This is a genomic window from Halosolutus gelatinilyticus (assembly GCF_023028105.1).
GTDB classification, from domain to species: Archaea; Halobacteriota; Halobacteria; order Halobacteriales; family Natrialbaceae; genus Halosolutus; species Halosolutus gelatinilyticus.
This window is the reverse complement of the sequence record NZ_CP095493.1, coordinates 105,384-129,688: the sequence shown is the minus strand read 5'-3', so window position 1 is coordinate 129,688 and position 24,305 is coordinate 105,384. Positions and strand designations below refer to the sequence as shown.

Sequence of the window (24,305 nt, the reverse complement as noted above, 5' to 3'; positions counted from 1 at the left end):
GGCTTGATCCGGCCGAAGTTGTCTCAAAACTAAGGATATCCGATAGGTCGCTTTCCTTGCCGTTAACGTAGATTGGGATAGATACAGAGGATGGACGTAGTACGGACTAAGCCGAAATTGATAGCTATCCCAACAGGCGCTGGGGAGCCCATATCAACGGCGCTCTATCGAGGATTCCGGCCGGGACCACCGTCGTCGCGTCGGGCACGTTCAGTCAAAGAGCGCTCCGAACACCCGTGCCTCGACCTTCTGGAGGTGTTCCGATACCGTCCCGACCGTGAGCCCCAGCTGCTCTGCGATGTCATGATGGGTGGCTCGCCGCGGGACGTTGTAGTAGCCCAGTTCGAGCGCGACATCGAGCACCTCCCGCTGGCGGTCGGTCAGCGTCGGCATGACGTTCGCGGAGTGCTCCAGGTACGGACTGATCCGTTCGACAGTGACATCGATTTCCGCTGGAATGTCCTCCAGGGCCTCCTGCAACACCTCGTTCGTCTCGCCGACCATGACGACCCGCAGCTTGCCGTCACGCGTGCCTTCTACCGGAAAATCGAAGAATACCTCGTGTTCTCGCGGAAGTTTCAGGAACCGTCTGATCTCCGATGGTGGTCGCGTGTGGATATACACTAGCCCGCCTTCGTCACCGTCGCCGGAAATGCTGAGACCGAGCACGTCGAGCCGGTCTTCGATCAGCTGTCTCGCACGGTCAAGGTCGCCTCGAAGCCGACCCAGCATGACTGTCGTCCCGTTCTCCAATATGTTGACGTGGTAGACGCGTTCTCTGCTGATCCCCGACGCTTCGTCGAACAGCCGGAAGTCCGGGTGCGACGACCGCATGTCCACGAGGAACGTCAGCGCTCTCATGTGAGTTACCGGTACTACACGCGCGTAAAAGAATAAACTGCCTGAGATCCTAGGCAGTCAGCCCATCTCCTTGTCCGCTGTTATTCAGAGTATGTCGATAGAACCGCAGGGAGCAAACGTGTTTCCCGAGGCACTTTCAACGCGCGAAGCGTGGCTCGAACCGTTCGACTGGTATCGCGAGATGCGCGAGAACGCGCCCGTCCATTACGACCCCGAGCGCAATGCGTGGGACGTCTTTCGCTACGCCGACGTCAAGCGGATCCTAGGAGACGACGCGACGTTCTCGGTGGACCCTGAGAACGCTCCTGACTTCGTCAGCCCCAAGATGGATGGCCAGGAAATGGCCATCAGTTCGATGGTCTCCGAGGATCCACCGCGCCACGACGAACTTCGCGACGTCGTTGACGACTCCTTTCGCCCGCAGGCCATCCGCGAGCTCAAACCTCGAATCCGGGATCTGACCGGTGAGCTCCTCGACAATGCACTCGACAGGGAAGGCGAGATCGACCTCGTCGAGGAGTTCGCTTATCCGTTACCAGTCATGGTGATTGCGGAGCTGCTGGGCGTGCCTGTCGAAGAACGCGACCAGTTCAAGGAATGGTCCGATGCGCTCATCGCCGCGCCCAGCGACCCCGAGAGCGGCGAGGCGTTCGCCGAGCGCCAGATTGAGCTCTTTCAGGAAATGAGCGGATACTTTATGCAGCTCATCAAGGAGCGCCGCCAGGACCCGCGCGAGGATCTCATCTCGACGATCGCAAACGCTGAGATCGACGGCGAACCTCTGCCCCCCGAGAATATGGTTGGACTTTGCATACTGTTGCTCGTTGCGGGCAATATCACGACCACGAACCTGATCGCCAACGCCATGCGCTGTTTCGGCGAGAACGATCTATTCGAGACCTACACCGAGGCGGGCGTGGTTCCGACGCCGACCATCGAGGAGGTTCTGCGCTATCGGTCGCCGGTGCAGGCGATGAGCCGGTTCACGACCGAAGACGTGACTATCGGGGACGAATCCATTGAGGCGGGCGAGGTAGTGGTCGCCTGGATGGGCTCGGCCAACCGCGACAATCGTCAGTTCCCCGAGGGCGACTCGTTCGTTCCTGATCGCTCGCCCAACCAACATATCGGATTCGGCTACGGAGCTCACTACTGTTTGGGCGCGCCGCTGGCCCGCCTCGAAGCGGATGTCGCCCTCTCGGAACTGTTCGGCCGGCTCGCGGACGTCGAGATTCCCGACACGACGCTTCAGCCGACCCGCAGTTCGTTCATCTACGGCGTCGACTCGCTGCCGATCCGGTACGCGACGGTCTGAAGCAAGTCTTTCTGACTTCCAAGTTCGGGTTACCCCATGAACAGTCGTGCCTGATTTGTCGCCGAAACGGGCTTACCTCCCCTCAGTCGCAAGACTTCGACGATTCCACCGTGTGCAATACGGACGCGAAAACGCCAAAGACGATGCGAAGTGCGAGCCCCGAACCGTCGATCGCCGAGCGCTCATCGTAAGGTACCGCGTACAGGACGACACCGCGCATCCGGCGTCCGTACGATCCGTCCGTCGTCGTGAAAGTCATCGTGGGCGGCCGAAAAGAGAACCATTAACAATGCGCGCCTCGGTCGGAATTCCGGCAACATCGATCGATGGACGTGCTCGCCCTCACGACGTACGACGAGGCCCCGTTTTTAACGCAACAGATCGACGAACTCGAACGACGCGGCGTCTCGATCGACTGTCGGAGCGTTCCCGGACACGTCTCGGCGACCGAGTCTCGGAGCGTAACCGACTATCTACGGTTCTTTCCCGAGGTGATCCGCGAGGGTCGCAACGGGTACGACCTCCTTCACGCACATTACGGACTGACTGCGCCGATGGCCCTCGCGCAGCGACGGCTGCCCGTCGTCCTCACGCTGTGGGGATCGGATCTCGCCGGTCCGGTCGGACCGCTCACGCGCGTCTGCGCGCCTCGCTGCGACGAAGTGATCGTGATGACCGACCAAATGCGCCGACAGCTCGACGGCGACTGCGAGGTGATCCCGTTCGGTATCGACCTCGACCGATTCCGACCGACCGATCGGGATCGGGCGCGGAACGAGGTCGGCTGGGCCAGCGACGAGTACCACGTACTGTTTCCCTACTCTCCGGATCGAACCGTCAAGAACTACCCGCGTGCGAAACGCGTCGTCGAAGCGGTCGATAGCCGCCTCGACCGGCCGGTAAACCTCCAGGTCGTCCACGGCGTCGACCACGAAACGGTTCCGGTCTACATGAACGCCGCCGACGCGCTGGTGCTCACCTCGGATCGCGAGGGCTCGCCGACCGCCGTCAAGGAGGCCCTCGCGTGCAACCTCCCCGTCGTCGCGCTCGACGTCGGGGACGTCCGCGAACGGCTCGACGGCGTCGAACCGTCGACGGTTTCGACGTCCGATACGGAACTCGTCGACGGCCTCGCTGACATCCTTCGGCGGGAGGAGCGGTCGAACGGCCGCGCAGCCGTCGCGGAACTGAGCCAGGGCGTGACGGTCGATCGGGTCCTCGAGGTTTACGACCGGACGCTCGATCGCGGCGTCGACGTCGAACGGTTCGAGTGAGTGACCGCGCACGATTGGTGGACCGCCAACGAGACGTCGCCGGGTAGAATCCCGGTCGCCACCGATTCGGACGAGCGGGGAAATGTGGGAGATTCCACGCGTTGATAGAGAGCGGATTCACCGGAATGACTCGGAGTCACCGACTGTCTCTGTAGTTGAAAACGAGACGAAACCGTCTCGTTTTGAGAACGATCGGCGGCCGAGATCGGGCGGTCGACACGGACCGTGGCGGCGATCGCGTCCGCGAAGCGGTATCCGATCTGGCCCATCGAGAGCTGCGAACAGTCTCGCCACCCTGAAATCCGTGGAAGGAGTGATTCAGGCCAGCTCGCGGATGGACCTTGACCCCGGTATCGAGTGCGAACGCAACGAGTAGATTCAACGACGAGACACCCAACGTATCACATTTGTAGACATGAACGTTATACGGTGTGTCGTGTCCATATCGCCGGCTACCGATTCACTGCAGACCAGAAAATGGAGCCGCAGTCGACACGAAACGCGGAACGATAGCAGCGATGGTCCTGAAAACGCCGTCGAGGTCGATTTCGACGGAATACTTCCGCTACGCTGCTCGGTCGAAATTACACCTGTCGATCGAACCAGCGCTTCGAACACGCCGAAAAGCCGGATACGATCGAGGCCATCGGTTCCGCCGAGTTCGCACGGTGGGTCGTCACTTCATCGGAGTAGGAGCTGGTCCCTGTTGTGACGTGTGAGTATTGGAACCGCAAATATATTCGATTTTTTACTATTCTTCCCAGGTAAAACCCAGCGTATCTTTACTGAATTGCTGTACGACTGCTGTCGAGACGGCGGTCCGGAATTTCGCGTCTCGTACGAAGCAGAGGGCTCACGATGCCAGTGGGTGACCGAATGTCGCCAACGATGCCGACGGATGTTCGGCCATCGCTCAAAGCAGGGAGCGGACCGCTTCGCGAGTGGTCGGCCACCGTCACCCGTCGGGCGTCCGAATCGACGGGCGCAGGTGACGCTGGATCTCCCAGTTCGATCGGTGCCTCGTCCCCACCGCACGGTACTGACGCCCGACAGCGGTTCGACGCCGATCCTTTCCAGTTCGCTTATCGCTCGGGCTCTCCCGCGTCGGATTCCGGTGTCGTAAGGATTTCGACCAGCGCGTCGAGCGCGGTTTCGGCGTCGGCCCCCTCGGCGACGAGCCTGACTTCGTCGCCGCACTCGATGGAGAGCCCGGCGACGGCGAGCATGCTCCGTGCGTCTACGGTTTCCTCGCTATCGACCGGCGCGATCGTAACCTCGCTCTCGTACTCGGTGGCCGTCTGGACGACTTCCGAGGCCGGTCGCGCGTGGAGGCCAGCCTCCGGAACCACCGTTATAATTCGCTCCATGTCAGTACCCACAGATTACACGTACACTACCTTTACTCACTCGGTTTGCTCTAATTAGTTCCGCGCCGACACATCACTCCCGAGTCCGTCCGCACGTCTGCGAACGCAGACCGACGGCGCGTCATTTCGTACCCCTACCGGCGATTACGGTTTCCTCCAAATCTGCCTGGCTCCGAAGAGGAGGAGACGCTCGCGGCGGTTGAATCGCAGCCGTTCGAGAGGCGCCGCGAAACGGAGTCAATCCGCGCGTTCGGGGCTACGTCCCCGTCGCGTGTTCGGCCGCTTCAGCCGCGGCCCGTTCGACGGTTTCGAGGCTCGCGTTCGGACTCGACGCCGCGACCGCGGCGTTGAGCGCCCCCTCCAGAATCGGCGCATCGACGACGACGCACTCCACGTCCTCGTCGGCCGCTTCGACGGCGATCTCCGCGTTCATCACCGCGCTGCCGAGATCGGCGAGAACGACCACGCCGTCCGTTCCGTCGGCGAGTCGCGATAACGCGTCGCGGATGTCGTCGACGGAGGTGCCGATCCCGCCGTCCGGGTCGCCGCCAACGGCTTCGATCCGGGCGTCTCCGCCCATCTCGCGAGCGATGTCTCCGATTCCTTCGGCGGCTTTCCGACTGTGTGAAACGACGAGTACTCCGATCATCTCACTCCCCCTGGTTCTCCACGTCTTCGTCCGGAATCGTCGGGGAAGCGGCGGTAACGTCCACGTTCCCGTCGAGATACACCTGGGCAGTGGCGAGGAGCTCTTCCAGAATCAGCAGCGTGCTCGTGGCGCCGGGATCCTGGTGGCCGACGGACCGCCAGCCGAGGTACGAGGCCCGCCCTTTCGCGGCTTTGAGCGGCACGGTAAACTCGACGCCGCGTTCGGCCGCGTCGACGGCCTTTGCGAGCGCTTCCAGCGGCGGTAACTCGTCCACTTCGATCGACTTTTTGTAGGTGTGGACCGCCGGCGTGAGGGCGTCGACCATCGTCTTGTCGCCGACCTCGGCACCGCCTCGGTCGCGCAGTTTCTCGAGGTAGGCCTCGGCGAACGCGACGGTCGTCTCGGCGGTGATCCCGTCTTCGAGTTCCTGGCTGGCGTGCATGCAGGACCCGCCGTACAGCGGCCCCGATGCGCCGCCGACTTTGGAGATGAGCGCCATGCCCGCCGTCTTTACCAGTTCCTGCGTCTCGGCGTCGTCCTTCTGTTCGATCTTCTCGACGACGGCCTGAAACCCGCGGTCGAGGTTCGCCCCGTGATCAGCGTCGCCGATCGCCGAGTCCAGGTCGGCCAGGTGCTGCTTTTCCGATTCGATGCGGGCGGCGATCCGATCGACCGCCTCCAGGATCGCTTCACGTTCCGTCTCTCGAGAAGCCATGGTATGGTGTTAGGTCACGTGATGATAATCCCTTCGGACTTCCAGTCGTCAGTCGGCTCATACCGTGAACGCGGGCGTATTCGCGGGATCGCTCAGCAGGTCCGTGAGCTCGTCGTCGAGGTCGAGAACCGTGATCGAGCAGCCGGCCATCTCCAGCGACGTCATGTACTCGCCGACTCGGGCGTCCCACGTCTCGAGGCCTTCCTCGGCCAGGAACTCCTGTACGGCCCGATTGACGACGAACAGTTCCGAGAGCGGCGTGCCGCCCATCCCGTTGACGATCGTTGCGACCGTGCCCTCCGGTTCGACGTCGTCCAGAACGGCTGCGGTCAGCTTCGTCGCGACATCGTCAGCGTCCATGACACCGGTCCGCTCGACGCCGGGCTCGCCGTGGATGCCGATGCCGAGTTCGATCTCGTCCTCGCCGAGGTCGAACGTCGGCTCACCCTTCTCCGGCGTGGCGCACGACGTGAGCGCGATCCCCATCGTACCGACGTTATCGGTGACTTTCTCCGCGACGCGCCGCACCTCCCGGAGGTCGCCGCCTCGCTCGGCCGCCGCGCCCGCCACCTTGTGGACGAAGATCGTCCCGCAGACGCCGCGCCGGCCGGAAGTGTACGTTGAGTCCTCGACGGCGACGTCGTCGTCGACGACGACCAGCTCGACGTCGACGCCTTCCATCTCGGCCATCTCAGCCGCGGTCTCGAAGTTCATTACATCGCCCTCGTAGTTTTTGACGACGCAGACCACGCCCGCCCCGGCGTCGCAAGCCTGGATCATCTCACTGAGTTCGTCCGCAGTCGGCGACGTGAACACTTCCCCGGCCGCCGCGCCGTCGAGCATCCCCTCGCCGAGAAAGCCGGCATGGCTCGGTTCGTGGCCGCTTCCACCGCCGCTGACGACCGCGACCTTGTCGTCGACGGGAGCGGCGGTCCGAACGAGGACTTTCGTGTCTTCCACACGACGCAGTTCCTCGGGGTACGCGGCGACCATCCCGTCGAGCATTTCGTCTACCACAGCTGCCGGATCGTTGACTAACTTTTTCATACCGTAGCCGCGTATTTCATGAACGTATACAAAAGTTCTATCGATAGCGAATTCCGCGTTCGGCTAGATCGCGCGCCGGTCGCTCAGCGATCGTCGACTACCAGCGCGATAACCTCCGGATCGACGGTGAGCCGGTGTGTCTTGTAGTTGCCCTCGCCGCGACCGCCCCAGTGGGCGGCTGTTTGCGTGAAGCCTAGGTCGGCGTGCTCGTTGAGGAAGTCCTGAAGGCGGCGGGCCGTCCGCGGGCGCGTATCGTGGTCTCGGCAGACCCCCTCGTAGGCCTCGTGGATCGTCGTCGTTCGAACGGACTCCCCGGGTCGGTCGCTCGATACCGATGCGAGCGCCAACAGCGCGAGTCGAGAGTGCCGCGGTAGCGAAGCGATAGCCTCACGAGTTCGGATCGTTTCGACGTCAGCGGCGACGCTCTCGATCGTCTCAGCCGTCACAACCGAGTCACCACGCTCGTCCGCCCGCTCGCCCGCAAACCGGAGCAGATCGATCGCCGTCCGAGCGTTTCCGTACGGCTCAGACGCGATGCTCGCAGCCCGAGAAATCGCCTCGTCGACGATCGCTCCATCGGCGAAGGCGTCGAGCCGTGGGTCGAGAATTTCGAGCAACTCGTCCCTCCCGTAGGGGTCGAATCCGATGTGGCTGTCCCAGAGGCTCGACTCGACCGCCTCGTTCGCAACGTCCTCGACGACACCGTCACAGATACCGATGATCCCGACGGCACAGTCTCTCGGACCGTCCGCGTCGGAGAGGACAAACTCCAGCGGCAGCGTTTCGTCGTCCATTCGATCCATCCGATCGAGCACGACGAGCACCACGTCGTAGCGAGCGTCGAGCACCGTCCGGAACCGATCCCGGTACTCCCGGAGGCTGAGCCCGGTCTCCGGAATGGCGAGTTCGGTGATCGACGGATCGTTCAGCCGTTGGGCGACCGTGCGCGTCACGTTCGTCTCGGTCGGACGGTCGCCGCAGTCTACGTAAACGAAGCCGGCTCGAACCCCCTGCTCGCGGGCGTGCTGGACTTCACGGCGGATGCTGTACGTCGCGCACGTGGTCTTCCCCGTCCCCCATCGACCGTGGATGAGAACGTTGTCCGGTTGCGTGCCGAATACGATCGGCGTCACGGCGTATTCGATGCTCGCAATCTCCTCGTCCCGTCCGGCAAAGCGATCGGTCGGAAGGTACTCCGGATCCAGCAGTCGCTCGTCGGCAAATATCGATCCGTCCCCTGGCGTTGAATCGGTCCCCATTCGTATTTGGTCTCGTTTCTACTCATAGAGTAACATTTTCCCATGTTAAGCGTTTCGCTCGCACCCGATCGCGTACGCGACGGCGGCGACGTCGAGTCTAAACAGGGATGATTTCGGTTTTGTCGATAAAATCGCAGCGGTATTTCTCGGCCGGATCTATCATTCAGTCACGTTCAAGGCGGCGACCCAGTTCGGATTCGACGGCCGTTTTCGTTTGACTCGAAGTCCGGTCAGTGAGCCGGTTTTGATGAGAAATGCGGTGCTTCGATGGCTTCGATCCGCTTGCTCCACGGGTATCCGTTGTTCCGTCCGCAAACCGGGGGTACTGACGCGAAATTCGGCCTGCACGTAGATACGAAACGAGGGTGAACCCTAACGATTGATCTCGTCCGATAGCACAGTTATCGGCGCCATCTCTCGATTTGGGATGGCCGGTTCCGCTCGTTAGACGCGAAGCGCGATAAGAATCCGATACCTCTCCTGCCGATCGATAGCTAGCCGTCGAATCCAATGCGTTCCACCATATTACAGCCATACTATTGTAAACAGATCTACAGCGAGGAACGCTACTCCGGCCGATCGCGACTTACCGCTGGGGGAGACGTGAATGGATCATTACGGGCGACGGACAAACGACTACTATTACATACAGCCGGTATTATCCACCAACAGTCAAATAATCTAGAAGAGGAGTTACTTATAGCATAATAGATCTATCAGATTATAGTTCGGCTACAGTTTCCATCCGCCGTTCGATAATTTTCTCGAATTCTCGATGGCCTCTCGCCCGAATAAATGCCGGGTCAGAACCAAATATTCCAACTATTCGATAACCAAGGCCCCACCCCTTCATCACCACCATCTATTTTTTGTAATAACGTTATTTGAGCCTTTTTCGCCCGATTTTCCCAGTATTGTGGTTCTTGGTTCCCGATCCACTCCAATTGGTGATCAATTACTCATCCATTATCAAGTTATCCAAATATCACGAAAATTACCACTTATATATAATACTAAATAATAATTCATATAGTCTATCCAATATTATTAGAGTGTATTTTTCTCGGGGTATCCGGGCGCGGCTGATTTCGTGGCGGACCGATCGAAACGCGATCGACAAACGCGATCATCTAAGAGGAGTAGACGTGGCCACACGGAGGGTCTGTAGGTGCCCGACACTCCCGGAGCAGACCGGTCTCCACCGTGGCCGTCGCGACGATCCACGATCACCGATCGAGTATGCGAACGTGCGAAAACGGTCACGTCGATCGTCCGACGAACGCCCGGCCAAGCCGTGCGATCCAGACGATTCGAAGGGGTACTCAAAACGCGTCATCCGCCGCCGGTCGCCCGCGAGAGGCCTGGCCGGGATCGTTGGCAAGTCGAACGGCTGATCGGAGACCGAACGAGCGATGTCCGTTCGATCGAAGGCTATCGGTCGCCGCGATCGGCGCAGTCGGCTTCTCTCATTACTTCTCGTTCACTTCGAGAACCTTCCCGGCCGCGACGGTCTGGCCCATGTCGCGAACGGCGAAGCTTCCGAGTTCCGGAATCTCGCTGGACGGCTCGATCGAGAGCGGTTTCTGCGGTCGGACCGTGACGACCGCGGCGTCGCCCGCCTGGATGAAGTCGGGGTCCTCCTCGTCAACCTCGCCGCTCGCGGGATCCATCTTCCTGTCGAGGGACTCGATCGTCCCAGCGACCTGGGCCGTGTGGGCGTGGAAGACCGGCGTGTAGCCCGCCGTGATCACGGACGGGTGCTGCATAACGACGATCTGGGCCTGGAAGGTTTCGGCGACCTTCGGCGGATCGTCTGCGGCGCCGCAGACGTCGCCGCGGCGGATGTCATCCTTGCCGATGCCGCGGACGTTGAACCCGACGTTGTCGCCGGGTTCCGCGAGGTCGACCTCCTCGTGGTGCATCTCGATCGTCTTCACCTCGCCGCCCACGTCGCTGGGTTGAAAGACGACGTCGTCGCCGGGGCGCATCTGCCCCGTCTCGATCCGGCCCACCGGGACCGTCCCGATTCCGGAGATCGTGTAGACGTCCTGAATCGGGAGCCGAAGTGGTGCGTCCGTCGGCGGCTCCGGCTCTGGAAGGTTGTTCAGGGCCTCGAGTAGGGTTTCGCCGTCGTACCACGGCGTGTTGTCCGAGGACTCGGCGACGTTGTCGCCCTCGAACGCCGAGATCGGGATGAACGAGGCGTCATCGGTGTCGAACCGAACCTGCTGGAGCAACCCGGTGACCTCCTCGACGACCTCCCTGTACGTCGATTCCTCGTAGTCGACGATATCCATCTTGTTGACGGCGACGATGAGTTCGTCGATGCCCAGCGTGCGGGCCAGGAAGACGTGCTCCTGGGTCTGGGGCGCCACGCCGTCGTCCGCCGCGACGACGAGTACCGCGTGGTCGGCCTGGCTCGCGCCCGTGATCATGTTCTTGACGAAGTCGCGGTGGCCGGGCGTGTCCACGATCGTGAAGTAGTACTCGTCGGTGTCGAACTCTTGATGAGCGATGTCGATCGTCAGCCCGCGCTCGCGTTCCTCGGCGAGGTTGTCCATGACGTAGGCGAACTCGAAGCCGCCTTTGCCCTTCTCTTCGGCTTCCGCGCGGTGTTGTTCGATGATGTGCTCCGGGACGCTTCCGGTCTCGAATAGGAGGCGGCCCACCAGCGTGCTCTTCCCGTGGTCAACGTGACCGATGATGGCCAGGTTTTGGTGGGGTTTGTCTGTCATTGTTCCTCCCTAGCACGTAGGGTGACGGAAACGGATAGACCTTGTTGATAGATACCAATTAACGCGATTTTCAGGAGAGAATCACGTACCGCTCACTACCTCGATTTGTTGGCGACGAAGGAGGCGCCCCGAATCCGGCAACGATCGCCCCGGAAACGAAGGACAGGCGATCGAACGCAATCTGGTTCCGCGCTCCGACTCCCGTTACGGTTCGACGACCAGTTTGCCGAAGAGGCTGTCCTCGATGACGGCGCGCTGGGCGTCGCCGGCCTCGTCGAGGCCGTGCGTCTGGTCGATCTCGATCGAGAGCGCGCCGGTATCCATGAGGTGGGCGGCCCCGCGGAGCGGCACGCGGAGATCCGGCGTGTTGAACATACTCATGAACTGGTAGGAGACGTCCTTCGATCGGGCGGCGCCGTCGTTCGTAAAGCCCGGATCGGGCGAGTTTTCGCCGATGCCGACCACGCGCGCGCCGGTCGCGGCCACGTCGGCGTCGAACTGGAGGTAGTCGTCGAGTCGGTGATCGAGCACGACGTCGACGCCGCCACCGGACGCGTCGCGGACGGCGTCCGCGAGATCGTCCCGGCCGTAGTCCAGTGCGGTTTCGGCGCCGTATTCCTCGAGGGCGTCGTGATACTCGGGTGCAGCGGTCGCGATGACGCGCGCGCTCATCGCGGTGCCGATCTGGACGGCGGCGTGGCCGACGCCGCCGGAGCCGCCGTGGACCAGGCAGTACTCCGCAGGATCGAGGCCGGCGTGGTCGATCAGCGCGCGCCAGGCGGTGACAGCGATGACGCCGGCCGCGCCGGCTTGGGTGAAGTCGACGCCGTTGGGAAGGTGGACCGCGCGATCGGTCGGGACGGCCGCGTACTCGGCGTAGCTGCCCTGGAAGGAGCCGTTCCCGATCCCGGTCCCGAAGACCCGATCGCCGGCCTCGAATTCGTCGACGTCGGCACCCGTTTCAGCGATGGTCCCCGCGAAGTCCACGCCGGGCGTGAACGGCACGGCGACCGGTTCGTACGATCCCTCCCTGAAGTAGGTATCCACGGGGTTGACGCCCGCGGCGGCGACCTCGACGAGGAGTTCGTCGTCGCCGGGATCGGGGCGATCGATCTCGTCCACCCGCAACGCGTCCGGACCGCCGTGCTCGTGAAGGCGTACGGCTCTCATGTCGTCCTGGACGACGGACCGTACCGGCATAAACGTGCATATCGCGCGGTGGGCGACCCGACGGTCCTCCATCGGTGCCTCCGCGACGCCGGCCCGTGGCGACGGAACTATACGACCGGCCCTGGATCCGATCCCATGGACGTACACCACACCGCGATCCGAGTGTCCGACCTCGATGCGACGAAAGAGTTCTACGAGGACGGTCTCGGCCTCGAGTACAGCTACGACTTCCACACCGACGACGGCGTCCACAACTACTACGTGACCGGCGACGAACTGGGCACCGAGATCCAGTTCACGCACGACCCGGACGCCGAGATCGATCCCTCGGGGATCAGCCACCTCGCGATCATCGTCGAGGACGCCGACGAAGTGTTCGAACGGCTCGTCGAGCGAACCGGCTGTCCGGTCGTGCGGGAACCCGCGACGATCGAGGCTGCGAACGCGCGAGCGGCGTTCGTCGAGGACCCGGACGGCTACGAGGTCGAGCTGTTCTCGCGGCTGGAGTGAGTGGCCGCCCGCGGCCGCCGCCGTTCCACAGTTTCTTTTGGCTGCTGGCCCTCGAGTCGGTATGCGCTATTTCCTCGGGACGGACTCGGTGCACACGACGGCGGCGGCCTGCGACTACCTCGACGATCGCGCGACGGCCGACGACGAGGTGACGGCCGTGGCGGTCGCGCCGCCGGACGATCGGGCGGCCGAGCGGGATCGGCAGGAGGCGTTGAACGTCGCCCCGGTTCGCCTGTCGGCGGTCGGTTCGGTCGAGACCGAACTCCGGGAAGGAGAGCCGACCGCCGAGTTGCTCGCGGCCGCGAGCGAGGTCGGCGCCGACGAGATCGTGATCGGAGCCCGCAGCGGGGCCCCGGACGCGACCGCCGACCTCGGATCGACGGCGCGAAGGCTGCTCGAGAACGCGTCGCGGCCCGTGATCGTCGTTCCGATCCCCGACCTGTAACCGCGGAACTCCCGTTCGAACCCGCCGCTCGTCCGATCGGCTCGTTCGAACGACGCTTCGTCTGCCGGTTTTCGACGATCGTTGTAGACCACCTTTAATATCGTCGAATATAGAAGGTGCAGTATGACAGTCACCACGGACGAACGAACGCTGAACGAACCGCCCGTCGCAATTCCGGAGACCGTGGAATCGGCGGAAGCGAAGCTCCTCTACTTGAGTTTGCGGCTCCAGGGCGGCCAGACGATCGACGAACTGCAGCGAACGACGAAGCTGCCCAAACTGAGCCTCTACAGCATCGTCCGATCGCTGCGCCGGAACGATCTCGTCGAGAAGGACGGCGACAGCTTCAGGATCGCGGGCGAATAGCGTCAGTTTCTCGAGGACGATCGGCGACAGGGTGCGATCGAGGCGCGGCGGACGGCGAATCGATCGCGGTCGAAGGGATCGACGTTCGTCGATCGCCGGCGACCGGATCGGTAGCGGCTCGATCGTCGTTCGTCGAGAGTCGATCCATCGACATCCCGTCAATCGTCGCTCGGGGTCGGCTCCGGGCGGTAGCCGCGACTGATAACCTTCCACCGGCCGGTGGTAAAGCGGTAGTAGTTGATCACCGCGGGGATCGCCGTCTCGGCGAGGAAGGCGAGGTAGAGCCCCGCAACCCCGAACGCCGGGATCGAGACGCCGGGGATCGCGACGCCGAGGAGCGGAACCGTTCCCGGCGAGGGGACCGCGAGTCCGGCCGCGCCGAGGTAGGCGATCGGGATCGCGAGTCCGAACATCCCCAACAACTGGCTGTAGAACGGCCAGCGGGTGTCGCCGCTGGCTTTGAGCGCGCCCGCGGCGCCGGTGTAGATCCCCTGTAGAGTCACGGCGCCGCAGGCCGCGTAGATCAACGAAACCGCCGTCGGAATCGAGAGTTCGGTCGGATCGTTGGTGAACGCGAGGACGATCGGTTCCGCGAGGACGAGGACGACGAGCGCCGAGACGATGTACACGGCGATCGCGAACCGGACGATCTCCCGGCCGTACTGCTCGGCGCGGCGCTCGTCGCCGGTGCCGAGTTCCTGGCCGACGAGGCTCGAGGCCGCGAGGCCGAAGCCCCAGCCGGGCGTGTTCATCAGCCCCCAGATGCGCCGGGCGATCACGTAGGCGGCGACCGTCTCCGACCCGAAGATGGCGACGATCGCGAGCATCGGAAACTCGGCGGCGGTCCAGACGAGTTTCGTTCCCATGACCGGGAGGCCGATCGTCGTGAGATCCCAGATCGTCTCGCGGTGGAGGTAGCCCCCGAGCGGGTCGACGCTGACCGGAAGCGTCCCGACGCCGGGAAGCCGACCCGAGACGAGACCCGCGGCGAACGCGGCCGTCACGACGACGTTCGAGAGGACGGTTCCCAGCGCGGCGCCGCCGACGCCCATGTCGAAGCCGAAGATGAGGACCGCGTTGAGCACGATGTTGGCGACGGCGCCGCCCGCCCTGACGACCATCGGCGTCCACGCGTCGTCCATTCCGACGAAGGTCCGACTGCCGATGAGGTTGAGGCCGGCAAACGGGATCCCGAGGCCGACGATCCTGAGGTAGGTCGCGCCGTACTCGATCGCCGCCGGATCCGAACCGAGCAGCGAGATCAGTTCCGCGGGGTACCGCCAGAAGACAACGGTGATCGGCACCGACAGCACGATGACGAGGAGCGCGCTCGATCGGACGGCCTGGCCGAGACCCTCGTAGGCCTCCGCGCCGTAGCGCTGGGAGACGAGGGCGATCGTGCCGCCGGCGACGCCGCCGCCGACGGTGAACGCGAGCCCCCAGAACGGCGACGCGAATCCGACGCCCGCGATTGCCGCCGAGCCGAGCGCCACCCCGACCATCGCGACGTCGACGGCGCTTTTCGACATGCGCGCGAGGCCGGTGACGATCCGCGGCCACGCGAGATCCGCCGTCCGCCGCGCTCTGTCGGGGTCGACGAGCCCGATGCCGGCGAGCGCGACCCCGATCCACAGGATGCACGACCGGATCGGGTTCGGGATGGAGCGGGGCACGAGAATCGAGTTGAGCTATCCAACCGCGACAAAAAGCCCTTCCCCAGTCGGCAGAGCCGACCGGTTTCGAAACGAAACCGATCGACGACGGCGGACAACCTCACGGGATCGTTTCGGGAACCGTTTAGTCTCGCGACGCGAGTGCGTACCCATGGCATCGCTCAACCCCGTTGCGAAGCGAATTCACAACATCAGTCCGGATCCCGTCGCGCTCACGCTCGCCGACGGAACCCAAGGGGTCTTTCACGTCTCCGGTGCGGAGTTCTTCCAGCAGGAGTTTCAGGCCGAAGGAACGCGAGAGGGAGACGACGCGGCGTATCGATTCGTGTCGAGCGAGGATAACGAGTCGGTGCTCGTCGGTCGGAAGGGGCCGGACGAGTCGGGGTGGTCGATGATCGGAACCGTCGTCGAGGCGACTCCCGTCGATTCCGAGTGAACTCGCGCTCCGGACCGGAGCCGAGAGCGACAGTCCCGGTCACCGCCTCGGCCGCCTAGACGCCGACGACGCACGTCTCTCCAGTCGACGATCGCGTCCAAGAGAAAATCGAGCGTCGAAGAGAGACTCGACGTTCGGTGGCATCACTCGACCGTGGACGATCGACCGGCCGGAGGGCGTCCGCCCCGGTCAGCTCTCGACGTAGATCTCCGGATCGACGACGCCCTCGGAGCCGAGTCCGCCGCGATTGACGATCGTCACGTCCCGAAGTTCGCCGGAGAATCGAAACCGCTGTACGTCGGCTTCGACCGTCCCTTCGGCAGTCGTCCCAGAGACGATCGTGGCCTCCTCGGAGGCGACCGCGCCATCCATCTCGATCGCACCGTCGACCGTGATCTCGAAGCTCGCGGGTGTGCCCTGTCCTTCGACGGTGATGACGTTCGGAAGTTGTGTCTCGGTAACTGAACTGCGTCGGTCCGTATCTGGACGTTCCATACCCGGCAAAGCCCAGCAGTTAAGCATAAGCTTTACCCTCTCATTATCGGTAGTAATCGGCGAATGTAATCCGCGGGGAAATTTTCAGCGAGACCGGCTGTCGTCGACGCTTATTGCACTCCGCGGTGACTAGCGAACGTGGACGATCGACGGCCGGACAACGGACGCTGTGCGCTGTGCGGCGAGCCACTCGACGAGCCGACCGTCGCGACGGCCGATTCGACTCGATTCTGCTCGACCGGCTGTCGTGACGTCTCCGCCGCTCTCGAACCCGGCACCGTTGGCGGGAGCGACGAGTCCGGGGCGGCTCGCACGACAGGAACGGACCGCGAGAGCGAGACCGAGAGCGGTGACGACGCCGGCGCGATCGACGCCGCGACCGAGGACGACGGGCGGTCCGAGCGAACGTTTTTCCGCGTCGACGGGATGCACGCCGCGACGTGCGAGTCCTTCCTGGAGTCGATCGCCGAAACCCGAGACGGGGTGACGAACGCGGCGGCAAGCTACGTGACGGAGACGGTCAGGGTCGATCACGACCCCGATCGGACGTCGCCGATCGATCTCCGGGACGCGCTGAGCACCGTCGGCTACACGGCGTACCTCCGGGAGGACGCGACGGCCGAAACCGGCGAGAGCGAGGACGGGGGAGAGCCGGGGAACGGCGACAGCGCCGAGCCGACCGGAACGACGCGACGCGACCGGGAGATGACCGGCCTCAGAAAGCGCCGAACCGAGGACGTGTTCGAACTGCGCTACGTGTTCGGGGTCGTGTTCGGATCGTTCCTGCTGGTCCCGTTCGTGACGATCTTCTATCCGACCTACCTCGCCGAGTTCTCGGACTGGTGGTTCCTCTCCCTCTACGAGGGCGGCTTCGCGAGCAACGACGGCTACCTCCACGTCCCCGTTTTCGTCGTCCTGACAGGTGCGATCCTCTACCTGACGGGCAGGCCGCTGCTGCGCGGGGCGTACGTGGGCGTAACGCTCCGGCAGCCGACCGCGGAGTTGCTCGCCACCGTCACGATCGTCAGCGCGTACGCGTACGGGACGGTGGCGTTCGTCCTCGGGTGGACGGACATCTACTACGACCTGACGATCCTCGTGGCCGCCCTCGTGATGGGCGCGGCGTTCTACGAAACGGACGTCAAACGGCGCGCGATGGACCGCCTCACGGCGCTCACGGTCTCGCAGGTGGACGAAGCCCGTCGGCTCGATCCGGACGGGACGACCTCGACGGTCCCCGTTTCGGACCTGGCGGCGGACGACCGGGTCCTGGTCCCCGCGGGCGAACGGATCCCAGTCGACGGCGTCCTCGCCGAGGGGGAGTGCACGGTCGACGAAGCGATCGTCACGGGCGAATCCCTGCCGATCACGAAAGCGGCGGGCGACGACGTCGTCGGCGGCTCCGTCGTGACGTCCGGCGTCGCCGTCATCGATCCCGACCCGGAAACGACGAGTCGGATCGATCGGCTCGTCCGGTCGGTCTGGAACGTACAGAGCGCGGACCACGGCGGCCAACGGCGCGGCAACGCGATCGCGGGCCGGTTCGTCCCGATCGTCGTCGCGGCCGTGGGCCTCGCCGGTCTCGGCGCGATCGCTCGCGGCGGGACCGCCACGACCGCGTTCCTCGCCGCGTGCCTCGCGGCCATCGTCGCGAGTCCGTGGGCGCTGGGCTTCGCGACGCGAGTCTCCGTCGCGACATTGCTCCGGGAGGCGATGGAAAACGGCATCGTCGTCTTCGACGAGACCGTCTTCGACCGACTTCGCGACGTCGAGACGATCGTCTTCGACAAGACCGGCACGCTCACGACGGGCGAGATGACCGTTCGCCACGCCGACGCACCGGACGACCTGCTGGTCGCCGCCGCCCTCCTCGAACAGCGCAGTTCCCACCCGGCCGCCGCGGCGATCGAAGCCGCGGTTCTCGACGCCGAAACCGGATCCGACGGCGACCGGCCCGACGCACGGACGGACGGCGGCGCGATCGACCGCGACGGCGACCGCGAGACGCGCGACGACCGCGAGGTGCGCGAGTTCCGGAGCCACGCGACCGGCGTCGAAGGGATCGTCGACGGCGATCGCGTCCTCGTCGGCCACCCCGATCTGTTCGCCGATCGGGGGTGGGCCGTCGAACCGAGTCTCGAAACACGGATCGATGACGCCCGAGAACGCGGCCACCTTCCCGTGGTCGTCGGTCGGAACGGATCGGCCGAAGGAATAGTCGTCGTCGGCGACGAGCCCCGGACGGGATGGGCGGAAACGGTGACGAACCTGCGCGAGCGCGGGGTCGAGGTCGTCGTCCTCACGGGGGACGATCGGCGGGCGGCCGACGCCGTCAGCGCGCATCCCGGCGTCGATCGGGTCTTCGCGAGCGTCCCGCCCGCGGGGAAGACGGCCGCGATCCGCGCGCTCGCCAACGAGGGCCCCGTCGCGATGGTCGGCGACGGGACGAACGACGCGCCCGCGCTGGCCGCCGCCGACGTCGGGGTTTGTCTCGGCAGCGGCACCGCGCTCGCCGCCGACGCGGCGGCCCTCGCGATCGCGGACGACGACCTCGGGGCCGTCGATCGGGCGTTCGAACTCGCCGAGGGGGTCCGAACGCGCAGCCGCCAGAACTACCGGCTCGCGCTCGTCTACAACGCGATCGCGATTCCGGTCGCGATCGCTGGGTTCCTGAATCCGCTGGTTACGACCGTAGCGGTTCTAACGACGACGGCCCTCGTCGTCGCGAACGCGTCGCGATCGCGGATCTCCGGCCGATCCAGACCGGCGCAATGAGCGCTCCGCACCGCGGACCGGCCCGGATTACTGCACGTCCGGATGCTGCTCCGGCTCGTCGGGATGCGGCTCGTCGAAGTACTCGCGCATAACCTCGATCGACTCCGCTTCCCGCCGTCTGCGTTCGTCCTCGTCGATCTCTTCGATCCCCGGCGGCACGTTGATCCCGCGCCCGGAGAAGTACCGCTCGGGAGCGACCCAGTCGTGGTAGAAGCCGCGCTCGTGATCCTCGAGTACCGTCACGGCGACCTCGGCGCCGTGACCGGCGGCGATGACCGTCTGGTGGGCTTTCCCCGCGAGTCTCCCCGCCGCGTAGAGGCCCTCGACGCCGGTTCGGCCCCGCTCGTCGGTCTCGACGTACTCCTTCCCGCGCTGGATGATGGTCACGCCGTCGAGGTCGGCCAGGTAATCGGTCCGGTTCTTCGTGGCCGCGATGACGGCGTCGGCCGTCAGCCGTTCGCCTGATGCCGTCTCGATCGCGAACCCCTCGTCGGTCGACTCGATCGCCGTAACCTCCGCGTCGCGTCTCTCGGCGCCGCTCCGCTCGGCCTGATCGACCATCATTTCGAGGAGGAGTCGCGAGTTGACGCCGGCGGGGAAGCCGGGGTAGTTTTCGAGGTGTGCGTTCCGGCGGAGGAGCGATCCTCCGGCGGAGAGCACGACGGTATCGAGGCCGTGTCGGGCCGTGAAAATGCTCGCCGAGGTTCCCGCGACGCCGCCGCCGACGATCGCGACGTCGTAGTGCGTCTCCGAACTCATGGGGCCTAGTAGCCGTCAGACGTGGATGAAGATTGGTATCGCGCGTGGAGACTGTCGGCGGCGAAGGACGATTCGACGGGCTCCGCGACCGGGATACGACTCCGTTACCCGGGCTACGACTCCGCCGCCCGGAGCACGTCGGGATCGAGCTGTTGGGCCGCCGTGAAGGCGTACCCGCTGATCAGGTACGTGCTCAGCATCGTCGTCAGCCCGCCGGCCGCGAACAGCATCATCATGATGGCGAACTGGTACTGGGCGGCGTAGATCGGGTTCGCGCCGGCGATGACCATCCCGGCCATCAGCCCCGGGATCGAGACGATGCCGAGGCTCTTGGTCCGGTCGATAATCGGGATCAACGACCCGTAGACGCTCGTCGACACGTGCGGTTCGATCGCCCGCTGGGGCGGCACGCCGAGGCTCAGGACCGCCTCGATCTCCGCGCGGTTCGCGGCGAGTTCGCTCGCGAACCGATCGAGCGCGAGCGAGTTCGTCTTCATCGCCATCGCGATGATCATGCTGCCGACGACGATCAGGTCGCGCATCGTCGGTTCGATCGCGCCGGCGATCGTCATGGCGGCGATGACCGCTCCCGCGCCGATCGCGATCGAGACCAGCGAGGCCCGAAAGGCGCCGGGGATCGCCGCGGCGCGTTCGTGGGAGATCCACGCCGCCGCGGCCACCATGAACGCCAGCACGAGCCCCGCCCACGCCAGGTGCGCCGTGAGCAACACGCCGATGACCGATCCCGCGGCGAGGATCTGGAGAAAACCCCTCCCCATCGCTGAGCCGACCTCCCGCTGAAAGTCGAACCGCCGGACCGTCGCGATGCCGAGAACGGCCGCAACCAGCGCGGCGGCGACGGCGATCTGCAGGAATCCCCACGCGACGGCCGGATCGGTCGCCTGGCGGATGACCTGTTCGATCGGGCCGGTTACAATCGGGGCGAGCGCCGTCGGAGCGGGCGCGATCCGAGCTGTCACGCCAACACCTCCGCCGGCGTCCCGATCCCCGTCACCTCGCCGCCCTCGAACCGGGCGACGCGATCGCCGAGCCGCCGCGCCTGATCCTGATCGTGGGTCACGAGCAGGCAGGTGAGATCGTAGTCGTCGATGAGCCCCGACAGCAGCCGCTCGATGCTGGCCTCGGTGTCGGCGTCGAGGCTGGCGGTCGGTTCGTCGAGAAGCAGGACCTCGGGTTCGGTCACCAGCGTCCGCACGAGCGACACGCGCTGGCGTTCGCCGCCGGAGAGGGTGTCGACGGGCCGATCGGCGTAGCCCTCGAGGTCGACCGCCGCGAGCAGCCGCCGAACGCGCTCGTCGTCGATCGGCTCGTCGCACAGCCGGTACGCGAGCGTCGCGTTCTCGCGGACGGTCCCCTCGCGAAGCGCCGGCTGCTGCGGAACGAAGCCGACTCGGCGCCGCAGCGACTGCGGCTCGATCGACCGGTAGTCCGTTCCGTCGAGGTAGACGGTTCCTCCAGTCGGTTCGTCGAGGCGATTGAGCAGTCGGAGAAACGACGACTTCCCCGCGCCCGAGGGCCCGACGACCGCGAGGACCTCCGACTCGAGGACGGCCAGCGAGACGCCGTCGACGAGCCGTTCGCCGTCGGCGACCCGCGTGAGATCCTCGGTTTCGAGTTTCGGCGGCATTTACGCCGAGTACGCGGCAGAGACGGAAAAGCAGTGCCCGGCAACGGCGGGCGATCGGAAGGGGATCGCGGATCAGGCGTACCATCGATCCCGTTCGGCCGAGTCGGCACCACTTTCGGCCCGCGGCGGGTCCTCTTATTCCTTCGGCGCGTACCCGATCGCCGATGGACCGACGCGCAAGCGCCGACCTCCCGCTGCACACGGGGTCGGCCCCGCCGTGGCTCTTCGATCGCATGGTCGACCTGAGCGACGCGATCGCGTCGGCGATCGTCGAAGAGTACGGCCGGGACGAACTCCTCCGGCGGCTCGCGGACCCGTACTGGTTCCAGGCGCTCGGCTGCGTCATCGGCTTCGACTGGCACTCCTCCGGCGTCACGACGACGACGATGGGCGCGCTGAAGGAGACCCTCTCGCCGTACCGACACGGCGTCGTCGTGGTCGGCGGGAAGGGGGCGCAGTCACGACGGACTCCCGACGAGATCGACGGCACCGCGCTGGATCTCCCCTCGCGAACGCGCGACGAACTGAAGCGGACCTCGCGGCTGAGCGCGGCGGTGGACAACGGCTGCGTCCAGGACGGCTACACCCTCTACCACCACACGATGGCGATCTCGGAGTCGGGATCGTGGTGCGTCGTCCAGCAGGGGATGGGCGACTCGACCGCGCGGCGGTACCACTGGCTCGCCGAGGGCGTCGACAGCTTCGTCGAGGAGCCGCAGGCGGCGATCTGTGCCCAGGAGCGGCGGTCGGATCCGCTCGATTTGACGGCGGCCGCCTCTGCAGAGACCCGCGCCGTCTCCGTCGATCTCGTGCGAGACGACCCGATTCATCTCAAACGCGAGTTGCAAGGGCAGCGATCGCTGGCCGACTTCGGCGCGGGCGCCTCGTCGGGAACCGGTTCCACGGAAACGAACACGGAGGACGGGGGAGCCGTTCGGCGCGCGCTCGATCGCGATCCCGCGTTGACGATGCCGAGCCACCACGACCTGCACGAAGCCGATCTCTCCGAGAAGGCCTTCGAACGGCTCCGAAACGCCTACGAGTACCAGCCCGCAGACTACGAGGAACTCGTTGGACTCGACGGGATCGGCCCCGGCTCCCTCCGGGCGCTCGCGCTGATCGGCGAACTCGTCTACGACGCCGAGAGCTCCCGCGAGGACCCGGCGAAGTACGCGTACGCCCACGGCGGCAAGGACGGCACGCCGCACCCCGTCGAGCGCGAGCGGTACGACCGATCGATCGAGTACATGCGATCGACGCTTCAGGGGGCGGAACTCGAACGGGAGACCAAACGGCTCGCGGAACTCGAGTGAGCGATCGGTTCGATCGGCACGTCCGCTCGTCCCGACCGATTCGGTCGCGAGGGTGAGCCGTCCGCGAAGCGACTCACCTGCTGGGATGTCGCCGCAAGGGTCATCCCTTCGAAACTCTGATCGTCGCGTATGTCCGATCGACAGACGATCGCCGTTTCGGGAACGTCCTGTGCCCGCTGCGAACGAACCGTCGAAACCGCCCTGGAGGGCGTCGACGGCGTCCGTCGCGTGGACGCCGACCACGACGCTGAAACCGTCGAAGTGGGCGTCGACGACGACGTCGACGAGAGGACGATCGGCGACGCGGTACGCGACGCCGGATACGAGTTCGTCGGATAGCTCGTCCGGATTCTCCGGACGAAAATCCTCGACGCACTCCCCACCGGACGATGCCCGTCGATCATCCGTCGTCGATCGGGGACAGACCGGCGAGCAACCGACCGCGACGAGAATCGAGAGGCCTTTTTTCGCCGATCGAACGCGGTGCGAGATCCGACCGATTAATAGCACGTCACGCCTAGTACACCCCTGAATGAGCGGCGATCAGCGACGGCGCTTCAACGGGGACGCGAAGGTTCTGCACCGGCGAGCGGTCAGAACGCCGCTCCCGGACGCGGCCGCCGAGCGGGTGTTCCACGAGAACATGATGGCCGTGGCGGACGCCCGCGAGCGAAAGGCGGCCCTGCTCGCGGATCCCGACGTGTCGCTGCTGGACGCCTACGAGGCGGAGCTCGATCGCCTGGCCGAGAGTTTCGAGCGACGGCTCCGCCGCATCGCGGGGGACGACCACGGAGAGATCGCGATGGCGTACTTCCGCGGCGAGCGGAACGATCGGCTCGGCGAACTCACGTCCTACTACCAGGAGGCGCTGTGGCGGATCCAACAGCGGACGACCGTCACGGACGTGATCTTTTTCCCCATCATTTTGCGCTATCCCGACAGCTTCACGGTGAATATCCGGTTCGCCACCGGCCGCACGACGGCAGACGCCGTTCGCTACGAGTCGCCGGAGCACTTACAGGAGGAACTCGAGGACGAACACGCCGAAACGTACCACAACGACAGCAGTTACTCGCAGAAGGAGGCGGCGGCGTACATCAGAGAGACCGCACAGCGCATCCGCGAGAAGTTTCCCGATCCCGACGAGAGCACGTTCGAGGAGCGAAAGTACGGCGGCATCGTGTCGGCGGAAGGGCGTCGGGGAACGACGTTCTCCGCGATGCTCGAACGCGTCGAACCCGATCGAAATCGATTCGAGGAATCCGTCGACGAGCCGACCCTGGTCACGGAGGGGACAGAGGCCGAGCGAACGGAACGGGAGTTGCTCGTGGAGGGAGCGGTCATCATTTGACGCCCCCGACCGGTGATCGGTAGCGGAATCGTCGCCGACGTCGGACACGCGTTTATCGAGCGGCGCCGAGAACGCCGTCTGACCGACGATCGTCTCGTCGGCGCGGCGATGCCGCTGGGCGAGGTCGACTTCGAGGGCGATC

The 24,305-nt window shown here is 64.9% G+C and carries 23 protein-coding genes; 10 read left to right on the top strand and 13 right to left on the bottom strand.

Going from position 1 to position 24,305, the window contains the following annotated elements:
• Positions 1-210: 210 nt before the first annotated feature.
• Positions 211-861: a helix-turn-helix domain-containing protein gene (locus tag MUH00_RS22035; protein WP_247004781.1), complete on the bottom strand. Its 651-nt coding sequence runs from the start codon at positions 859-861 to the stop codon at positions 211-213.
• A gap of 91 nt (positions 862-952) precedes the next feature.
• On the opposite strand from MUH00_RS22035, the gene MUH00_RS22030 reads away from it, so the two are divergent.
• Together MUH00_RS22030 and MUH00_RS22025 are read left to right on the top strand one after the other, a co-directional pair.
• Positions 953-2,176 carry a cytochrome P450 gene (locus tag MUH00_RS22030; RefSeq protein ID WP_247004780.1) on the top strand — a complete coding sequence of 408 codons (1,224 nt, stop codon included), beginning with the start codon at positions 953-955 and terminating at the stop codon, positions 2,174-2,176.
• Positions 2,177-2,502: 326 nt separating this feature from the next.
• Positions 2,503-3,450: a glycosyltransferase gene (locus MUH00_RS22025; RefSeq protein WP_247004779.1), complete on the top strand. Its 948-nt coding sequence runs from the start codon at positions 2,503-2,505 to the stop codon at positions 3,448-3,450.
• Between the two features lie 1,082 nt (positions 3,451-4,532).
• Here the strand turns inward: MUH00_RS22025 and MUH00_RS22020 are convergent.
• The 7 genes from MUH00_RS22020 to MUH00_RS21990 all read right to left on the bottom strand — a co-directional run bounded on the left by MUH00_RS22020 (position 4,533) and on the right by MUH00_RS21990 (position 12,392).
• Positions 4,533-4,817 carry an HPr family phosphocarrier protein gene (locus MUH00_RS22020; RefSeq protein WP_247004778.1) on the bottom strand — a complete coding sequence of 95 codons (285 nt, stop codon included), beginning with the start codon at positions 4,815-4,817 and terminating at the stop codon, positions 4,533-4,535.
• 256 nt (positions 4,818-5,073) lie between these two features.
• Positions 5,074-5,466 carry a dihydroxyacetone kinase phosphoryl donor subunit DhaM gene (gene dhaM, locus MUH00_RS22015; protein ID WP_247004777.1) on the bottom strand — a complete coding sequence of 131 codons (393 nt, stop codon included), beginning with the start codon at positions 5,464-5,466 and terminating at the stop codon, positions 5,074-5,076.
• Between the two features lies 1 nt (position 5,467).
• Positions 5,468-6,181 carry a dihydroxyacetone kinase subunit DhaL gene (gene dhaL / locus MUH00_RS22010; RefSeq protein ID WP_247004776.1) on the bottom strand — a complete coding sequence of 238 codons (714 nt, stop codon included), beginning with the start codon at positions 6,179-6,181 and terminating at the stop codon, positions 5,468-5,470.
• A 57-nt stretch (positions 6,182-6,238) separates the two neighbouring features.
• Positions 6,239-7,228 carry a dihydroxyacetone kinase subunit DhaK gene (gene dhaK / locus MUH00_RS22005; protein ID WP_247004774.1) on the bottom strand — a complete coding sequence of 330 codons (990 nt, stop codon included), beginning with the start codon at positions 7,226-7,228 and terminating at the stop codon, positions 6,239-6,241.
• A gap of 83 nt (positions 7,229-7,311) precedes the next feature.
• Positions 7,312-8,487 (bottom strand): Cdc6/Cdc18 family protein, encoded by a 1,176-nt coding sequence (locus tag MUH00_RS22000; RefSeq protein ID WP_247004772.1) that lies wholly within the window; start codon positions 8,485-8,487, stop codon positions 7,312-7,314.
• A gap of 1,469 nt (positions 8,488-9,956) precedes the next feature.
• Entirely contained in the window at positions 9,957-11,222 is a 1,266-nt protein-coding gene (tuf, locus tag MUH00_RS21995) for a translation elongation factor EF-1 subunit alpha (protein WP_247004770.1), read from the bottom strand.
• Between the two features lie 204 nt (positions 11,223-11,426).
• Positions 11,427-12,392: an NADPH:quinone reductase gene (locus MUH00_RS21990; protein ID WP_247004768.1), complete on the bottom strand. Its 966-nt coding sequence runs from the start codon at positions 12,390-12,392 to the stop codon at positions 11,427-11,429.
• A 135-nt stretch (positions 12,393-12,527) separates the two neighbouring features.
• On the opposite strand from MUH00_RS21990, the gene MUH00_RS21985 reads away from it, so the two are divergent.
• The 3 genes from MUH00_RS21985 to MUH00_RS21975 all read left to right on the top strand — a co-directional run bounded on the left by MUH00_RS21985 (position 12,528) and on the right by MUH00_RS21975 (position 13,713).
• On the top strand, positions 12,528-12,902 hold the full coding sequence (locus MUH00_RS21985) for a VOC family protein (RefSeq protein WP_247004766.1): 375 nt from the start codon (positions 12,528-12,530) through the stop codon (positions 12,900-12,902).
• 61 nt (positions 12,903-12,963) lie between these two features.
• Positions 12,964-13,347, top strand: a complete 384-nt coding sequence (locus tag MUH00_RS21980) for a universal stress protein (protein ID WP_247004764.1) — start codon at positions 12,964-12,966, stop codon at positions 13,345-13,347.
• A gap of 123 nt (positions 13,348-13,470) precedes the next feature.
• Positions 13,471-13,713 carry a helix-turn-helix domain-containing protein gene (locus tag MUH00_RS21975; RefSeq protein WP_247004762.1) on the top strand — a complete coding sequence of 81 codons (243 nt, stop codon included), beginning with the start codon at positions 13,471-13,473 and terminating at the stop codon, positions 13,711-13,713.
• Between the two features lie 158 nt (positions 13,714-13,871).
• Here the strand turns inward: MUH00_RS21975 and MUH00_RS21970 are convergent, their stop codons facing one another.
• A complete protein-coding gene (locus MUH00_RS21970; protein ID WP_247004760.1) occupies positions 13,872-15,386 on the bottom strand; it encodes an MATE family efflux transporter in 1,515 nt (504 codons plus the stop codon).
• Between the two features lie 151 nt (positions 15,387-15,537).
• Between MUH00_RS21970 and MUH00_RS21965 the strand changes: the two genes are divergently transcribed.
• Positions 15,538-15,822, top strand: coding sequence for a DUF8072 family protein (locus MUH00_RS21965; protein ID WP_247004758.1), 285 nt, complete (start codon positions 15,538-15,540; stop codon positions 15,820-15,822).
• A gap of 189 nt (positions 15,823-16,011) precedes the next feature.
• Here the strand turns inward: MUH00_RS21965 and MUH00_RS21960 are convergent, their stop codons facing one another.
• Positions 16,012-16,317, bottom strand: a complete 306-nt coding sequence (locus MUH00_RS21960) for a hypothetical protein (protein WP_247004756.1) — start codon at positions 16,315-16,317, stop codon at positions 16,012-16,014.
• A 138-nt stretch (positions 16,318-16,455) separates the two neighbouring features.
• Here MUH00_RS21960 and MUH00_RS21955 point away from each other — a divergent pair, with 138 nt between their 5' ends.
• Positions 16,456-19,092, top strand: a complete 2,637-nt coding sequence (locus tag MUH00_RS21955; RefSeq protein ID WP_247004755.1) for a heavy metal translocating P-type ATPase — start codon at positions 16,456-16,458, stop codon at positions 19,090-19,092.
• 27 nt (positions 19,093-19,119) lie between these two features.
• Here the strand turns inward: MUH00_RS21955 and MUH00_RS21950 are convergent, their stop codons facing one another.
• The 3 genes from MUH00_RS21950 to MUH00_RS21940 form a co-directional block, all read right to left on the bottom strand.
• Complete coding sequence (locus MUH00_RS21950; RefSeq protein ID WP_247004753.1) at positions 19,120-19,851, bottom strand: NAD(P)/FAD-dependent oxidoreductase; 732 nt, start codon at positions 19,849-19,851, stop codon at positions 19,120-19,122.
• 113 nt (positions 19,852-19,964) lie between these two features.
• Positions 19,965-20,831 (bottom strand): ABC transporter permease, encoded by an 867-nt coding sequence (locus tag MUH00_RS21945; RefSeq protein WP_247004751.1) that lies wholly within the window; start codon positions 20,829-20,831, stop codon positions 19,965-19,967.
• Positions 20,828-21,499, bottom strand: a complete 672-nt coding sequence (locus tag MUH00_RS21940) for an ABC transporter ATP-binding protein (RefSeq protein ID WP_247004749.1) — start codon at positions 21,497-21,499, stop codon at positions 20,828-20,830. The genes MUH00_RS21945 and MUH00_RS21940 overlap by 4 nt, the downstream gene beginning before the upstream one ends.
• Before the next feature lie 164 nt (positions 21,500-21,663).
• Between MUH00_RS21940 and MUH00_RS21935 the strand changes: the two genes are divergently transcribed.
• From MUH00_RS21935 to MUH00_RS21925, 3 genes are all read left to right on the top strand, one after another.
• Positions 21,664-22,812: a DUF763 domain-containing protein gene (locus MUH00_RS21935; RefSeq protein ID WP_247004747.1), complete on the top strand. Its 1,149-nt coding sequence runs from the start codon at positions 21,664-21,666 to the stop codon at positions 22,810-22,812.
• Positions 22,813-22,941: 129 nt separating this feature from the next.
• Positions 22,942-23,151, top strand: coding sequence for a heavy-metal-associated domain-containing protein (locus tag MUH00_RS21930; protein ID WP_247004745.1), 210 nt, complete (start codon positions 22,942-22,944; stop codon positions 23,149-23,151).
• Between the two features lie 193 nt (positions 23,152-23,344).
• On the top strand, positions 23,345-24,163 hold the full coding sequence (locus MUH00_RS21925) for a hypothetical protein (protein ID WP_247004743.1): 819 nt from the start codon (positions 23,345-23,347) through the stop codon (positions 24,161-24,163).
• The last annotated feature ends 142 nt before the right edge of the window (positions 24,164-24,305 follow it).

Bases quoted from the DNA above. Each gene is read 5' to 3' on its own strand.
- MUH00_RS22035 (WP_247004781.1), bottom strand. From the start codon at position 861: ATGAGAGCGCTGACGTTCCTCGTGGACATGCGGTCGTCGCACCCGGAC.
- MUH00_RS22030 (WP_247004780.1), top strand. From the start codon at position 953: ATGTCGATAGAACCGCAGGGAGCAAACGTGTTTCCCGAGGCACTTTCA.
- MUH00_RS22025 (WP_247004779.1), top strand. From the start codon at position 2,503: ATGGACGTGCTCGCCCTCACGACGTACGACGAGGCCCCGTTTTTAACG.
- MUH00_RS22020 (WP_247004778.1), bottom strand. From the start codon at position 4,817: ATGGAGCGAATTATAACGGTGGTTCCGGAGGCTGGCCTCCACGCGCGA.
- dhaM (WP_247004777.1), bottom strand. From the start codon at position 5,466: ATGATCGGAGTACTCGTCGTTTCACACAGTCGGAAAGCCGCCGAAGGA.
- dhaL (WP_247004776.1), bottom strand. From the start codon at position 6,181: ATGGCTTCTCGAGAGACGGAACGTGAAGCGATCCTGGAGGCGGTCGAT.
- dhaK (WP_247004774.1), bottom strand. From the start codon at position 7,228: ATGAAAAAGTTAGTCAACGATCCGGCAGCTGTGGTAGACGAAATGCTC.
- MUH00_RS22000 (WP_247004772.1), bottom strand. From the start codon at position 8,487: ATGGGGACCGATTCAACGCCAGGGGACGGATCGATATTTGCCGACGAG.
- tuf (WP_247004770.1), bottom strand. From the start codon at position 11,222: ATGACAGACAAACCCCACCAAAACCTGGCCATCATCGGTCACGTTGAC.
- MUH00_RS21990 (WP_247004768.1), bottom strand. From the start codon at position 12,392: ATGAGAGCCGTACGCCTTCACGAGCACGGCGGTCCGGACGCGTTGCGG.
- MUH00_RS21985 (WP_247004766.1), top strand. From the start codon at position 12,528: ATGGACGTACACCACACCGCGATCCGAGTGTCCGACCTCGATGCGACG.
- MUH00_RS21980 (WP_247004764.1), top strand. From the start codon at position 12,964: ATGCGCTATTTCCTCGGGACGGACTCGGTGCACACGACGGCGGCGGCC.
- MUH00_RS21975 (WP_247004762.1), top strand. From the start codon at position 13,471: ATGACAGTCACCACGGACGAACGAACGCTGAACGAACCGCCCGTCGCA.
- MUH00_RS21965 (WP_247004758.1), top strand. From the start codon at position 15,538: ATGGCATCGCTCAACCCCGTTGCGAAGCGAATTCACAACATCAGTCCG.
- MUH00_RS21960 (WP_247004756.1), bottom strand. From the start codon at position 16,317: ATGGAACGTCCAGATACGGACCGACGCAGTTCAGTTACCGAGACACAA.
- MUH00_RS21950 (WP_247004753.1), bottom strand. From the start codon at position 19,851: ATGAGTTCGGAGACGCACTACGACGTCGCGATCGTCGGCGGCGGCGTC.
- MUH00_RS21940 (WP_247004749.1), bottom strand. From the start codon at position 21,499: ATGCCGCCGAAACTCGAAACCGAGGATCTCACGCGGGTCGCCGACGGC.
- MUH00_RS21935 (WP_247004747.1), top strand. From the start codon at position 21,664: ATGGACCGACGCGCAAGCGCCGACCTCCCGCTGCACACGGGGTCGGCC.
- MUH00_RS21930 (WP_247004745.1), top strand. From the start codon at position 22,942: ATGTCCGATCGACAGACGATCGCCGTTTCGGGAACGTCCTGTGCCCGC.
- MUH00_RS21925 (WP_247004743.1), top strand. From the start codon at position 23,345: ATGAGCGGCGATCAGCGACGGCGCTTCAACGGGGACGCGAAGGTTCTG.